Annotated in this window: 10 protein-coding genes; 6 read left to right on the forward strand and 4 right to left on the reverse strand. The window is 66.3% G+C overall.

Annotated features, from left to right (window positions below):
• The first annotated feature begins 24 nt into the window (after positions 1 to 24).
• The 3 genes from ACVCMG_RS12065 (at position 25) to ACVCMG_RS12075 (ending at position 6,280) form a co-directional block, all read left to right on the forward strand.
• On the forward strand, positions 25 to 1,056 hold the full coding sequence (locus tag ACVCMG_RS12065; protein WP_395120448.1) for a hypothetical protein: 1,032 nt from the start codon (positions 25 to 27) through the stop codon (positions 1,054 to 1,056).
• Between the two features lie 162 nt (positions 1,057 to 1,218).
• Positions 1,219 to 3,249, forward strand: coding sequence for an alpha/beta hydrolase family protein (locus tag ACVCMG_RS12070; RefSeq protein ID WP_395120446.1), 2,031 nt, complete (start codon positions 1,219 to 1,221; stop codon positions 3,247 to 3,249).
• Between the two features lie 118 nt (positions 3,250 to 3,367).
• Positions 3,368 to 6,280 carry a TonB-dependent receptor domain-containing protein gene (locus ACVCMG_RS12075; protein WP_447106908.1) on the forward strand — a complete coding sequence of 971 codons (2,913 nt, stop codon included), beginning with the start codon at positions 3,368 to 3,370 and terminating at the stop codon, positions 6,278 to 6,280.
• A 94-nt stretch (positions 6,281 to 6,374) separates the two neighbouring features.
• Here ACVCMG_RS12075 and ACVCMG_RS12080 read toward each other — a convergent pair whose 3' ends face one another.
• A complete protein-coding gene (locus tag ACVCMG_RS12080) occupies positions 6,375 to 8,354 on the reverse strand; it encodes a UvrD-helicase domain-containing protein (RefSeq protein ID WP_447114227.1) in 1,980 nt (659 codons plus the stop codon).
• 85 nt (positions 8,355 to 8,439) lie between these two features.
• Between ACVCMG_RS12080 and ACVCMG_RS12085 the strand changes: the two genes are divergently transcribed.
• Genes ACVCMG_RS12085 through ACVCMG_RS12095 form a run of 3 tightly spaced genes read left to right on the forward strand, consistent with a single transcriptional unit; the run spans position 8,440 to position 11,210 of the window.
• A complete protein-coding gene (locus ACVCMG_RS12085; RefSeq protein ID WP_447114228.1) occupies positions 8,440 to 9,735 on the forward strand; it encodes an NAD(P)/FAD-dependent oxidoreductase in 1,296 nt (431 codons plus the stop codon).
• A gap of 54 nt (positions 9,736 to 9,789) precedes the next feature.
• Complete coding sequence (locus ACVCMG_RS12090; RefSeq protein ID WP_447097883.1) at positions 9,790 to 10,422, forward strand: thymidine kinase; 633 nt, start codon at positions 9,790 to 9,792, stop codon at positions 10,420 to 10,422.
• A gap of 23 nt (positions 10,423 to 10,445) precedes the next feature.
• On the forward strand, positions 10,446 to 11,210 hold the full coding sequence (locus ACVCMG_RS12095) for a hypothetical protein (protein ID WP_447114229.1): 765 nt from the start codon (positions 10,446 to 10,448) through the stop codon (positions 11,208 to 11,210).
• Positions 11,211 to 11,340: 130 nt separating this feature from the next.
• Here ACVCMG_RS12095 and ACVCMG_RS12100 read toward each other — a convergent pair whose 3' ends face one another.
• The 3 genes from ACVCMG_RS12100 to ACVCMG_RS12110 form a co-directional block, all read right to left on the reverse strand.
• Positions 11,341 to 11,940 carry a nitroreductase family protein gene (locus tag ACVCMG_RS12100; RefSeq protein ID WP_447097884.1) on the reverse strand — a complete coding sequence of 200 codons (600 nt, stop codon included), beginning with the start codon at positions 11,938 to 11,940 and terminating at the stop codon, positions 11,341 to 11,343.
• 221 nt (positions 11,941 to 12,161) lie between these two features.
• Positions 12,162 to 12,989, reverse strand: a complete 828-nt coding sequence (gene mutM, locus ACVCMG_RS12105; protein WP_447097885.1) for a bifunctional DNA-formamidopyrimidine glycosylase/DNA-(apurinic or apyrimidinic site) lyase — start codon at positions 12,987 to 12,989, stop codon at positions 12,162 to 12,164.
• 13 nt (positions 12,990 to 13,002) lie between these two features.
• Positions 13,003 to 13,500 carry a hypothetical protein gene (locus ACVCMG_RS12110; protein ID WP_447114230.1) on the reverse strand — a complete coding sequence of 166 codons (498 nt, stop codon included), beginning with the start codon at positions 13,498 to 13,500 and terminating at the stop codon, positions 13,003 to 13,005.
• Between the last annotated feature and the right edge of the window lie 3 nt (positions 13,501 to 13,503).

Here is a 13,503-nt window from a genome sequence, read left to right on the forward strand (position 1 = left end):
TTCGCCACCCCGGTTTCATCCCGTATGGATTTCCCTCCTCCTGCCCCGCGCAGCCCCTCGCACATCATCAGCTATGCCAGCTACCTGCTGGTAGCGGTGGGCCTGCTGCTGATCATCGACCTCCACCTGCTGCCGGCCCTGCTCGCCGGCCTGCTGGTGTTCGAGCTGGTGCAGTCGATGGCGCCGCTGCTGGGCCGGCGCATTTCCGGCGACCGCGCGCGGCTGGTGGTGGTGGCCGTGCTGGGCGCCATCGTGGTCGGCCTGCTGCTGTTGCTGATCCTCGGCGCGATCAGCCTGTTCCGGCACGAGCTCGGCAACCCCGAGCTGCTCTGGCAGCAACAATTGATGCCGCTGGTGGAAAAGGCGCGCCAGCAATTGCCGCCGGCCCTGGTCAACAACCTGCCCGACAGCGTCGACGACCTGCGCGTGGGCGCGATCGAGCTGGCGCGCAAGCATGCCGGTGCCCTGCAACTGGCCGGCAAGGGCGCGGTGCGGGTATTCGTGCACATCCTCATCGGCCTGGTGCTGGGCGCGATCGTGGCGCTCGGCCGCGCACGGCCGGCGCACCAGATCGGCCCGCTGGCGGCCGCACTGAGCCTGCGCTGCCTGCGGCTGGCGCAGGGGTTCCACAACATCGTGTTCGCGCAGATCAAGATCTCGCTGATCAACACCGTGTTCACCGCGATCTTCCTGCTCGGCGTGCTGCCGCTGCTCGGCGTCCACGTGCCGCTGGCCAAGACGCTGGTGGTGGCGACCTTCATCGTCGGCCTGCTGCCGGTGATCGGCAACCTCATTTCCAACACCGCCATCACCATCGCCGGGCTGTCGGTGTCGCTGGGCGTGGGCATCGCCGCGCTGGCGTTCCTGATCCTGATCCACAAGCTCGAATACTTCCTCAACGCCCGCATCGTCGGCACCCAGATCCATGCCCGTGCCTGGGAGTTGCTGTTGGCGATGCTGCTGATGGAAGCCGCCTTCGGCCTCCCGGGCGTCATCGCCGCACCGATCTACTACGCCTACCTGAAACTGGAACTGGAAGCGTGGGGGTTGGTGTGAGGGTGGTCGACGGATGAATTGAGCAGGACGGCGGACGGTCCGCTGCCGGTGCGCGCAGCTTCTTCGCCGAGCGCAAAGTTCCTGCTATCTTCGAGGATCAAGAGCCATTCGCCCACGGGCGCAACGGCCGTATGGGGCGGTCATTTCAGGGGAGTTGAATACATGCGACACACGTTTTTTCAGGCGTTGCTTGGCGGTGCGCTGGCAGCGGCATTGAGTCTGGGGTCGGCTCACGCGGCCCAGCCGATTCCGGTGGAGGCGTTGGCCCGCTTGCCGGCACTGCAATCGGTATCGATGAGTCCGGATGGCAAGCATCTGGTCGGGCTGATTCCCTCGCCCAACGACAAGGACGATACGGCGCTGGCCACGTGGGACACGGACGCGCTGTCCGCCGGCCCCAAGGTGGTGACCCCGTCGGGCGACCACATGAAGTTCATTGCCGCCTACGCCATGAAGGCGGACAAGCTGCTGGCGATCGCCCGGCAGGAATGGACCGGCCACCTCGGTGGCTGCGGCGAGGGCAAGGCCACCGGCGCGACCAAGACGTTCGTGGTGAAGACCTATCTTTCCGGTATCGACCAGAAGAATTTCGGCGAGGCCTTTGCCGATGACACCCGCAAGCTGGGCGTCAGCAAGAGCACCGAGCGCTGCCTGGAAATCGCCGGCACCTCGTCGCTGGTGAACATGCTGCCGCTGGATCCGGACCGCGTCATCATCAGCCAGTTGAGCCAGGTCACCTGGACCTCGAACTACTACCTCTACAACCTGAAAACCAAGGAGCGCGAACTGCTGTTCAAGGGCGGCAACCGCGCCCGGCCCTCGCTCTTCGACTCCCGCACCGGCAAGGTGCTGGCCAAATCCGAGATCGAGCCCGTCGGCGGCGATTACGAACAGCGCGTGCTGCTGCTCAATGCCAAGACCGGCCAGTTCGAGTTGCAGCCTGCGCTGACCACCAAGCTCTCCCAGCGTTACACCGTGACGGTGGACGGCCTCGACGACGCGACCGGCAAGTTCTACATCCTGACCGACCAGTTTTCCGACAAGCTGCAGGTACGCATGTATGACCCGGCGACGCAGAAGTACGACCCGGAACCGGCCCTTGCCGACAAGAACTATTCCATCGGGGGCCTGCTTTTCAGCACGCGGGCGAGCAACTTCAACCAGATCGTCGGCTTCGTTGTCGATGGGCCGTATCGCCAGGCCGTCTACATCGACCCGGAATTGAAAGCCATCCAGGACTCGATCAAGCAGGCTTTTGCCGGCCAGCAGGTGAACATCGCCAGCTACACCGACGACCTGACCAAGGTGCTGTTCACCACGCAGAGCGCCAGCAATCCGCCGGCCTACCATCTGCTGCTGGACAAGAAGCAGGTGGCCAACCTCGGCAGCACGCGCCCGTGGATCGGCAACGACATGACCGGCGAGGAAAGCTGGGTGACCTACAAGGCGCGCGACGGGCGCGAGATTCCCGCGATCCTCGACCTGCCTGCCGGCTGGAAGCAGGGCGATGCGCCGGCGAAGGCGATCATCATGCCGCACGGCGGCCCATGGGCGCGGGATTACACGGGTTGGGACGCGTCGGGCTGGGTGCCGATGCTCACCTCGCGCGGCTATGCCGTGCTGCGTCCGCAGTACCGCGGCTCGGAAGGTCTCGGTCGCGAGCTCTGGATGGCCGGCGACAAGCAGTGGGGCCTGAAGATGTCCGACGATCTCGACGACGGCGCTGCGTGGCTCGTCTCGCAGGGTGTTGCCGCCAAGAACCAGATCGCGATCTTCGGGTACTCGTACGGCGGGTTCGCGGCCGTGGCCGCCACCGTGCGTTCGCCGTCGCCGTACCAATGCGCCATTGCCGGCGCGCCGGTGGCAAATCTCGGTCGGCTGGGTACGTCCTGGAGCGACAACCGCCTGCAGCGCATCCTGCAGGGCCAGACCGTGAAGGGCATGGACCCCATGGAGAATGCGGACAAGGCGCACCTGCCCATCATGCTGTTCGACGGCGACCGTGATGTGCGGACTCCGCCGGCGATCCACGCCCATCCGTTCTACGAGGCCGTCAAGAACCGCGTGCCGGCCCAGTTCCACTGGATTCCGAACATGCCGCACAGCATGCCCTGGTATCCGAGCCAGCAACGGCAGACCCTCAACTTGATCCTGGATTTCCTGGGCAAGAATTGCGGGCAGATTTCAGGCTAGCCGAACGTTTTTGCCTGCCGGTTGAGGCGGTTGCACAGTCTCCCCCCACCGGCTACATTCGCTTAACCGCAAAATAATGCGGTTACAACAACTGGTCGATTTAGGGGAGTGCTATTTCATGAACAAGTTTGTCCAACGAGGGCTTCAACGCTTGCCGCTGGCGATCGCGGTCGTTGCAGCGTTGCAAGTCACGCCTGTGTTCGCACAGGACCAGGCGCCGGCAACCGACAGTGCCAGCCAGTCGACCAGCCAGCAGGCTGACACGACCAAGCAGCAGGACCAGAACAAGAAGGCCAAGGAGCTGGAGACGGTTACCGTCACGGGCACCCTGCTGAAGCGGCCGGAATACCAGACCACCTCGCCAGTGCAGGTGATCGACGTCCAGAACAACATCGCCAGCGGTCAGTTCGACACCGCCGACTTCCTGCAGACGACCACCGCTGCCGCGGGCTCCACGCAGATCAATGGCCAGTTCGGCGGCTACATCGTCGAAGGCGGCACCGGCATCCAGACCGTCAACCTGCGTGGTCTGGGCGCCAACCGCACCCTCGTCCTGCTCGACGGTCAGCGCCCGGGTCCGGCCGGCACGCGCGGCCAGACCGGCGCGGGCTTCGACCTCAACGTGATTCCGCAGGTCATCCTGTCGAACATCGAAGTGGTCAAGGACGGTTCTTCGTCGCTGTACGGTTCCGATGCCGTTTCCGGCGTCGTCAACCTGATCACCAAGAAGCGCATGGATCGTCCCGAAATGACTTTCGCCGCCAGCATGCCTCAGCATGGCGGCGGCGAGCAGTACACCTTGTCGTTCGGCACCGGCTGGAACTTCGACAAGGGCAGCGTCGTGCTGGCGGCACAGCTCGATCGGCTCAACGCGATCGAGCTTGGTGACCGCGACTTCCTCAAGTGCAGCCAGGATCGTGTCTGGGGTACCGACGGCCAGCGCATCGACCGCGAGGATCACTCCGTCATCGGAGGCACCAGCCTCGGCGGTTGCAACAACCTGTACGCCAACAGCATCATCAACTACTTCAATCCCGGCATTCGCTACGTGCCGTCCGTGGACGGCAGCACCGTCGGGCCGTTCCCCGGTTACCACCCACGGCCGAACCCGTCCAAGAGCTACGGCAACTCGCCGCAGGCGTACTACGAGGATCAGCTCAACTTCCCGTTCGTGGGTGATGCGTACGCCATCAACCAGCGTCAGCGCGCCAGTGTCTATGCGGCCACGAATTTCAGCTTCGGCGAGGTGAACTGGAGCACCCAGTGGCTGGCAAACCGTCGTGAAACCAAGACGCACGGCTACCGCCAGTTCTTCCCGATCGTCTACAACCCGACGGACGACGATTACTACGAGCCCATCATGCCGTTCCCCTCGAATGGCAAGGAGACCGTGGATTATTTCTACGGCACCACCAAGCTGGAAGGCCTGTTCGCCTCCACCGACAGCTGGTCGTGGGAAGTCGATGCCGGCTACAGCCGCTCCAGCGGCGATTACAGCCAGCTCGCGATCGATGCGCGCAAGAGCGGTGACCTGGGCGACGCGGCCAACGAGCTCGACACGCCGCTGGTCGACTACTTCGATCCGGGCATCCTGAACGGCGACAAGATGAGCCAGCTCGTCAACGCCGTCGGCATGAACATCAAGGGCAACACCCTGTATACCCAGGCGACCGCCAAGGCGCTGGCCACCGGCAACCTGTTCACCCTGCCGGCGGGCGATGTGGGTGCGGCGTTCGGCCTCGAGTATCGCCATTACTCGATCGACGACCAGCCTTCCGAAGCCTCCAAGAACGGCTGGCTGTGGGGCTCCAGCTCGGCGCAGGTCACGCGCGGACAGGATCACGTCACCGAGGCGTTCTCGGAAATCGACGTGCCGTTGCTGAAGGGCCTGCCGGCAGTCGAGTCGCTGTCGGCCAACTTTTCGGGTCGCGCGTTCAAGTACGGCAGCATCCCGGGCACCGACAACGTGTGGAAGACCGGCCTGAACTGGCAGGTTACCCCGACCTTCCGTCTGCGCGGCACGCTGGGCACGTCGTATCGCGCCCCGGGCCTCTACGAGCTCTACCTCGGCAACCAGACCGGGTTCCTGGGCCAGCTCGGCATCGATCCCTGCATTCTGTGGGGTGACAGCAGCAACGATCGCCTCCGTGCCAATTGTGCCGCGGCGGGCATCCCGGCCAACTATCCCGGCGGCGGTGCTTCCGCGACGATCTATTCGGGTGGCGGTGCGGGCTTCCTGAAGCCGGAAACCTCGCGCGCGAAGTCGGCCGGTTTCGTCTGGCAGCCGACCTTCGCCAACCTGAACGTGGCACTGGACTATTTCGACTACAACGTCCAGGGCGAGATCTCGCAGCTCGACGCCGGCGACATCGTACTCGGCTGCTACGGCTCCACCGTGTATCCCAACTCGTTCTGCAACCAGCTCGTGCGCAACCCGCCGAACGCAGCTGCCGATCCGAACCGGATCACCGAGATCTACAGCGTCTACGTCAACATCAACCGCGAACGGACCCGCGGTTACGACCTGCAGATGAACTACAGCAACGACTTCTCATTCGGCAAGCTGACGGCGGAAGGGCAGATCACCTACACGATGTCCGACATCTACCAGCTGTTCGACTCGGCTGCGGCCAGCGGCCTGAGCTCGTCGGAGCAGGTGGGTTACATCGGGCGTCCGAAGACGGTGGCTCGCAGCGTCATCAGCCTGGAGCGGGGCGACTGGACCTATACGTGGAACGGCCAGTACGTCAGCACCACCCGCAACAAGGACCTCAGCAACATCTATACCTACCTGGGGTACAAGGGCGCGGCTCGGGACATCGAGGCAAGCTGGCAGCTCATCCACAACGTGTCGGTCGGTTATGAGCGCGGTCATTGGGGTGTGCTGGTCGGTATCCGCAACGTGTTCGATACCGAGCCGGATCTGATCTCGCCGAGCGCGGGTACCACGGTGGGCAATGCGCCGCTGTATGCCTCGCAGTACGACTGGTACGGCCGTACGTTCTTTGCGCGCCTGAACTACAAGTTCTGATCGCAAAGGCGTTGGTGCAGGACGAAAAGAGGCGACCTTCGGGTCGCCTCTTTTTTTGTAGTGATGCCGGTGCGCCGTCGCGGCGGTTGGCGAACTACCCGCCGGCCAGCATCGCCTGGATCTTGGCCATGTGCGACTCCGCGGTTTCGCGGGTCACTTCCTTGTCCGCTTCGGGGTCCTTGCCCTGCCAGTGCAGGTCGGTTTGCGGCAGCTCATGCAGGAAACGACTGGGCTGGTTGCGGTGGATCTCGCCGTAGCGCCTGGTCTGCGCGGACCAGGACAGAGTCAGCAGTTCCTTGGCGCGGGTGATGCCGACGTACATCAGGCGGCGTTCCTCGTCGATGCGGCCTTCGTCCAGCGCGCCCTCGTGCGGCAGCGTGCCGTCTTCGCAGCCGACGATGAAGACGAAGCGGAACTCCAGGCCCTTGGCGGCGTGCAGCGTCATCATGCGCACCGCGTTGCCCGGCTCGTCGCGGTCGGCGTGGCTGAGCAGGGCCAGTTGGGCGGCAAGGTCGCCGGCGCTGTTGCCTTTCTGCATCGCGCGGAACCAGTCGGCGAGTTCCTTCAGGTTGCCCAGCTTGCGTTCGCGCACGCTGGCATCGGGCGTGGCGGCGGCAATCTGTGCGGCGTAGCGGGTGCGCTTGAGGATGCGTTCGACCAGGTCGGCGGCGCTTTCGTGCAACGAGGCGCTGCGCAGTTCATCGAGCAGGTCGGAAAAGCCCGCCAGCGCGGCGGCCGGTCGCGGCGTGAGCTGGCGCAGCACGCCGTCGCTGCGGGTGGCATCGAGCAGCGAGCAGTGGCGCGACTGCGCGATCTGGCCGAGCTTCTCCAGCGTGGTGGAGCCGATCTCGCGTTTGGGCACGTTCACCACGCGCAGGAAGGCGGCGTCGTCGCTGGGATTGGTCAGCAGGCGCAGGTAGCACAGGATGTCCTTCACCTCGGCGCGGTCGAGGAAGGACAGCGCGCCGGTGAGATGGTAAGGGATGCGCGCCAGCCGCAGCGCCTTCTCCAGCGGGCGCGCCTGGAAGTTGCCGCGGTACAGGATCGCCATGTCGTCCCAGCGTGCCTTGTGCTTCTCCGCCAGCGTGGTGGCGATCGCGGCGACGCGCTCGGCCTCGTGCTCGGCCTCCTTGCATTCCAGCACGCGGATCGGTGCGCCTTCCGGATGCTCGCTCCACAGCCTCTTTTCGTGGCTGTGCGGGTTGTGCGCGATCAGCGCGTTGGCTGCGCGCAGGATGCGCTTGCCGCAGCGGTAGTTCTGTTCCAGCTTGATCACGCGCAGGTTCGGCCAGTCGCGGCCGAGCTGGTCGATGTTCTCCGGGTTGGCGCCGCGCCAGGCGTAGATCGACTGGTCGTCGTCGCCCACGCAGGTGATTCCGCCGCGCTCGCCGGTGAGCGCCTTCAGCAGGCGGTACTGCGCATCGTTGGTGTCCTGGTACTCGTCCACCAGCAGGTAGCGCAGGCGCTCGCGCCAGGCGTCGCGGCATTCGCCGTCCGATTCCAGGATGCGCAGCGGCAGCCGGATCAGGTCGTCGAAATCCACCGCGTTGAACGCGGCCAGGCGCGCCTGGTACAGCTCGTAGATGGTCGCCGCCTCCAGCTCGCGCGGGCTGCGCGCGGCGGCCAGCGCTTCCTCCGGCGACAGCCCGCCGTTCTTCGCGCGGCTAAGCAGGTTGCGCAGGCCGAACAGCACGTCGGGCTTGACCCCCCTGGGTGCCAGCTCCTTGACGATGCCGCCGCTGTCGTCCGCGTCAAGCACCGAGAAACCGCGGCGCAACCCGGCGCGCGCGTGCTCGATCTGCAGGAACTTCAGCCCCAGCGCGTGGAACGTGCTCACCGTGAGCGCGGCCGCATCCTCGCTCGACACCAGCTTGGCCACGCGCTCGCGCATCTCGCGCGCGGCCTTGTTGGTGAAGGTGATCGCGGCGATTTTCGACGGGTCGAGTCTGCGGCGCTGGATCAGATACGCGATCTTTCGCGTGATCACGCTGGTCTTGCCGGAGCCGGCGCCGGCCAGCACCAGCAGTGGCCCCTCGCAATGTTCGACGGCGGCCAGTTGTTGTGGGTTGAGCATGGATCGTTGCGAGGGTGGGACAGCGACCGATGGTAACAGAGCGGCCGTGGGGCATAATCGAGTGAACCCACCGATGGGGAGCTGCATGACAGCCCAGCAAGTCGAGCAATGCGACGTGGCGGTGATCGGTGCCGGCCCCGGTGGCAGCACCGCAGCGGCGCTGCTGGCGCGTCGCGGCTACCGGGTGATCGTGCTGGAAAAGGCGCGCCACCCGCGCTTCCACATCGGCGAATCGCTGCTGCCGATGAATCTGCCGGTGTTCGAGCGGCTCGGCGTGCTGGACAAGGTGCACGCGATGGGCGTGTTCAAGGCCGGCGCGGACTTCGAGGCGGACAACGAGCGCGGCTACAACGTGTTCTCGTTTGGGCGCGCGCTCGGCGACAGCCCGCCGCACAGCTACCAGGTGTGGCGGCAGGATTTCGACAAGATGCTCTGCGAGCACGCGCGCGAGTGCGGCGCCGACGTGCGCGAAGGGCAGCAGGTGGTGGCAGTCGAGCAGCGCGGCCCGCGCCAGACGCGGATCGAGGTGCATGCCGACGACGGCGCGGAGCACGCGATCGAGGCGCGTTACCTGGTCGACGCCAGCGGCCGCGATGCCTTCCTCTCGACGAAGCAAAAGCTCAAGCGCAGGAATCGCCAGCACCAGAGCGCGGCGCTGTTCAGTCGTTTCCGCCACGCCGCGCGCCGCAGTGGCGAAGACGCGGGCAACGTCAGCATCTACCGCTTCGAGCACGGCTGGATGTGGATGATCCCGTTGCCCGACGACAGCATGAGCGTGGGCGCGGTGTGCTGGCCGGAATACCTCAAGCAGCGGCACGGCGACACGCGCACGTTCCTGCTCGACACGCTGCGGCAGAACGCGGCGCTGTGGGAACGCCTGCAAGGTGCCGAACTGATCGACGAGGTGCGCGCGGCCGGCAACTATTCCTACGACTCGCGCGAGATGGCCGGCCCCGGCTGGATCCTGGTTGGCGACGCCTTCGCCTTCCTCGACCCGGTGTTCTCCTCCGGCGTGTTCCTGGCGATGGACGCGGCCGAGCGTGCGGTGGACGTGATCGACGGCGCGCTGCGCGAACCGGAGCGCGAGGCGGCGCTGCAGCGGGCGCTGGAGAAGCGCCTGCGCATGGGCATGGCGCGCTTCGCGTTCTTCATCCACCGTTTCAACGAGCCGGTGATGCGGCGCATGTTCGCTGCGCCGCGCAATGGCTGGCAGCTGGAGCAGGGCGTGATCTCGATGCTGGCCGGCGACCTCTACAACCCGCCGCGCGTGCTGCGGCGGCTGCGCCTGTTCAAGCTGGTCTACGCGATCATGGTGCTGCGCCATCCGCGTCAGTGGTGGCGAGGCCATCGCCATCGGCTCGCGCAGGCGCGCGCGGAGTGAGTGCGCAGCCTACAATGACGCGTTTCCGCTGACCGATCGCCGCGCCGACGCCCCATGGCCAAGCTCTATTTCTATTACTCGGCGATGAACGCCGGCAAGACCACCACGCTGCTGCAGAGCGCGTACAACTATCACGAACGCGGCATGCGCACGCTGATCCTCACGCCGGCGCTGGACAACCGCTTCGGCGAGGGCGTGGTCGCTTCGCGCATCGGGCTGAAGGCGAATGCGCGACGCTTCGCCGGCGACGAGGATCTGTTCGCCCTGGTCGAGGCCGACATCGCCGCACGCGGACCGCTGCATTGCGTGTTCGTCGACGAGGCGCAGTTTCTCGGCAAGGCGCAGGTATGGCAGATCAGCGATGTCGTCGATCGACTCCATATTCCCGTGCTGGCCTATGGTCTGCGCACGGACTTCCGCGGCGAGTTGTTCGAGGGTAGCCGCCACCTGCTGGCCTGGGCCGACGAGCTGCAGGAGATCAAGACGATCTGCCACACCGGGCGCAAGGCCACCATGGTGGTGCGCGTGGACGAGCACGGCCGTGCCGTCACCGAGGGTCCGCAGGTCGAGATCGGCGGCAACGAGCGCTATGTTTCGGTGAGTCGCGCCGAGTTCAAGAAGATCAGCGAAGGCCGCGGTCGCATCGAGCTGCAACAGACGGTGCTGCCGCTGGACGACGAGCGCTGAACCCCGCCATCGCAAGGATGACCATGAGCCACCAGTTCCCCATTCCCGCCTGGCAACGCCCGCACTGGCAGCCGAGCGAAGAAACGATCGTGCTGCAGTTCTACGTGTTCGGAAAATTCGAGGCCGTGCGCGTGCCCTCGCAGGATTACGGCAGCCCCGGCCTGCCGGCGGGCCTCGCCGCGACCAATCATCGCCACGCCGATCTGCGCGGCTGGGACGGCTACCCGCTGAAGGGGGCGATGGGGCGCATGTACAAGGCCGATGCGCCGCAGGCGTTCCAGCGCGCGTTCGGTGCGCCGGAGGTGATGGTGGTGCGCGGCGCGCTGGAGGACAGCCCGGCCACCGGCTACCTGCGTGACACCCTGGGCGTGCTGGCGGGCATGCTCGACATCGGCGGCGTGGCGGTGCTCGATCCGCAGATACTCAGCCTGCTCGACGCCGATGCCTGGCGCCGCCACTACCTGATCCGTGATGGCGCGCCGATCCGGAACCACCTGCTGATACTGTGCGACGGCGACACCGCGCCGGGACGCTCGTGGATACGAACGCGCGGCATGCGCAAATTCGGTCGCCCCGACATCAGCATCCGCGACGTGCCCGACGCCGCCGTCGATCGCGCCGGCGCGTTGTGCGAACAGATGGCCGAATTGCAGGCGCTGGGCGCGCATTTCGCCGATGGCCAGGCGCTCCAGGGCGAGGGCATCCCCGCCGGCATGGTCGCGAGACTCGGCGGCGGCATGGATGAGCCGCCCTTCAACAACAGCTGGGTCGAGTTTCGCTGGGCCTGACCGGCCGCGTGCCGGTCAGCCCGTCTCGTGGCCGGGCGCGGACTGGTTGCAGGGGCGCACAAACGGCGAGGCCGGCACCTGGGTGCCGGCCTCGCGTCGTCGCAGTACGCGCGGGATCGCGCGGACGGGCTCAGCCCACCGTGATGAAGCGCTGCGCGTCGTCCATGAACGCCTTCTCGCCGAAGCCGCCTTCGTGCGAACCGAACGGCATCTGCGCGCGCAGCTTCCACGTCGCCGGCACGTTCCATTCCTGGCGGGTCGCCTCATCCGTGACCGGGTTGTAGTGCTGCAGGCTGGCGCCCACGCCGGCCTCGGTCAGCGCCAGCCACACGGCGAACTGGGCCATGCCGCTGCTCTGTTCGGACCACACCGGGAAGTTGTCCGCGTACAGGGCGAACTGTTCCTGCAGGCCTTTCACCACCGACTGGTCCTCATAGAACAGCACGGTGCCGATGCCGGCGGCGAAGCTGTCCAGCTTGGCGGCGGTGTTGGCGAACGCCTCGGCCGGCACGATCTTCTTCAGCTCCTGCTTGGTCAGCTCCCAGAACTGCTCGCTCTGCTCGCCGAACAGGATCACCGCGCGCGAACTTTGCGAGTTGAACGACGACGGCGTGTGCTTGATCGCGTCCTTGACCAGGCTGGTGAGGGCGTCCTTGTCCAGCGCCACGTTGCGACCCAGCGCGTACTGGGTGCGGCGCTTCTTGAGCGATTCGATGATGGTGCTGTTCATGGAGGTTCCTCCGAAAGACGTGGGGTCTATACGCTTTTTGGAAACAGTGGAAGTCCAGCGACTTTCACGGTTCCTGCGTTACAGGTGGCTATCTTAGAAGCTGAACCCAGGTTGGGTAGCCGGCAAATCGTGACAACTCTGTTTCCAAAAGGAAACAATGACGATGCTTGCCATCGTGGGCCGTACCGGAAAATCGGGGGCGTGCCGCTTTGCCCGCGCCTTCAGCGCTGGCAGTGCGGGCACCAGAAGGTGGAGCGCTGGCCCAGCACGGCCTGCCGGATGGCGCTGCTGCAGACCCGGCAAGGTTCGCCGGCGCGGCCGTAGACCATCAGCTCGCGGAAGAAATAGCCAGGTGCGCCGTCGGGGTTGAGGAAGTCGCGCAAGGTGGTGCCGCCGCGCTCGATCGCCCATGCCAGCAGGTGCTTCACTTCGGCAGCCAGTCGTTCGTAGCGCGCCCGCGAAACGCCGCCGGCGGCGCGGCGCGGATCGATGCCGGCGCGGAACAGCGCCTCGCTGGCGTAGATGTTGCCCACCCCGACGACGACGGCGTTGTCCATCAGGAACAGCTTCACCGCCGCCGTGCGTCCGCGCGAGCGACGCCACAGCAGCTCGCCGTCGAAGGCGTCGGTCAGCGGTTCGGGGCCGAGATGGGCCAGCAGCTCGTGCGTGGTGCCCGGCGGTTGCCACAGCAGGCAGCCGAAGCGGCGAGGGTCGGTGAAGCGCAGGACGCGCGATGCCTGCGCGGCGCTGCGTTCCAGCGCGATGTCGACATGATCGTGCTTGCCCACCGGCGCGTCGGGCGGCAGCACACGCAGCACGCCGCTCATGCCCAGATGCAGCAGCGCGCTGCCGGCGGCGGTGTGCAGCAACAGGTATTTCGCGCGGCGTTCCACCGCGTCGATGCGCTGGCCGGGCAGCAGCTCGCCGATCTCGGGCGGGATCGGCCAGCGCAGATCGGGACGGCGCAGGAGCACGCCGCTGACGCGACGGCCGATCAGGTACGGCGCGATGCCGCGGCGGGTGGTTTCGACTTCCGGCAGTTCGGGCACGACAGTTCGACGCTCAGTGCAGTTCGGTGGTGCGGATTTCCGGCGAGCGCGGCATGTAGCGCGCGGACACCAGCGCCACGCGCTCGCCGACGCGCACGTAGCGTTGCGGCCCGGTCACCGCATTGATGCCGAAGGCCAATGTCTGGCCGTCCAGAGTCAGCACTGCATGCGGCGGCGCCAGGCCGATCTTCGCTGGCTCGAAATCGGCCAGCGGACGCCAGCTCAGCGCGCGTGCGGCGGCGATGTCGGCCAAGTCGCGCAGGCGGTCGTCGTCGGCCACCCGGCGCGCCGTGCCGTCGGTACGCCACCAGTGGCCGTCGCCACGCTTCTCGTAATGCAACGTGGCGGCGCCGGGCAGGGCGAGGCTGATGTGGCTGATCACGGACGGATCGAGCGTGGTCAGCTCACCGTTCGCGCGGCTCGCGTCGTGTTGCCATTGCCACAGCGCCAGTCCGAGCAGCATGGCCACGGCGGCGAGCAGCAACCATCGTTGCCGGGCGGCGCGCTTCATCAT

It is taken from the genome of Rhodanobacter sp. UC4451_H18, assembly GCF_052978225.1.

Excerpts from the sequence above, each read along its gene's own strand:
- ACVCMG_RS12095 (WP_447114229.1), top strand. The coding sequence starts at position 10,446 with ATGAGCCACCAGTTCCCCATTCCCGCCTGGCAACGCCCGCACTGGCAG.
- ACVCMG_RS12085 (WP_447114228.1), top strand. The coding sequence starts at position 8,440 with ATGACAGCCCAGCAAGTCGAGCAATGCGACGTGGCGGTGATCGGTGCC.
- ACVCMG_RS12075 (WP_447106908.1), top strand. The coding sequence starts at position 3,368 with ATGAACAAGTTTGTCCAACGAGGGCTTCAACGCTTGCCGCTGGCGATC.
- ACVCMG_RS12100 (WP_447097884.1), bottom strand. The coding sequence starts at position 11,940 with ATGAACAGCACCATCATCGAATCGCTCAAGAAGCGCCGCACCCAGTAC.
- ACVCMG_RS12080 (WP_447114227.1), bottom strand. The coding sequence starts at position 8,354 with ATGCTCAACCCACAACAACTGGCCGCCGTCGAACATTGCGAGGGGCCA.
- ACVCMG_RS12110 (WP_447114230.1), bottom strand. The coding sequence starts at position 13,500 with ATGAAGCGCGCCGCCCGGCAACGATGGTTGCTGCTCGCCGCCGTGGCC.
- ACVCMG_RS12065 (WP_395120448.1), top strand. The coding sequence starts at position 25 with ATGGATTTCCCTCCTCCTGCCCCGCGCAGCCCCTCGCACATCATCAGC.
- ACVCMG_RS12090 (WP_447097883.1), top strand. The coding sequence starts at position 9,790 with ATGGCCAAGCTCTATTTCTATTACTCGGCGATGAACGCCGGCAAGACC.
- ACVCMG_RS12070 (WP_395120446.1), top strand. The coding sequence starts at position 1,219 with ATGCGACACACGTTTTTTCAGGCGTTGCTTGGCGGTGCGCTGGCAGCG.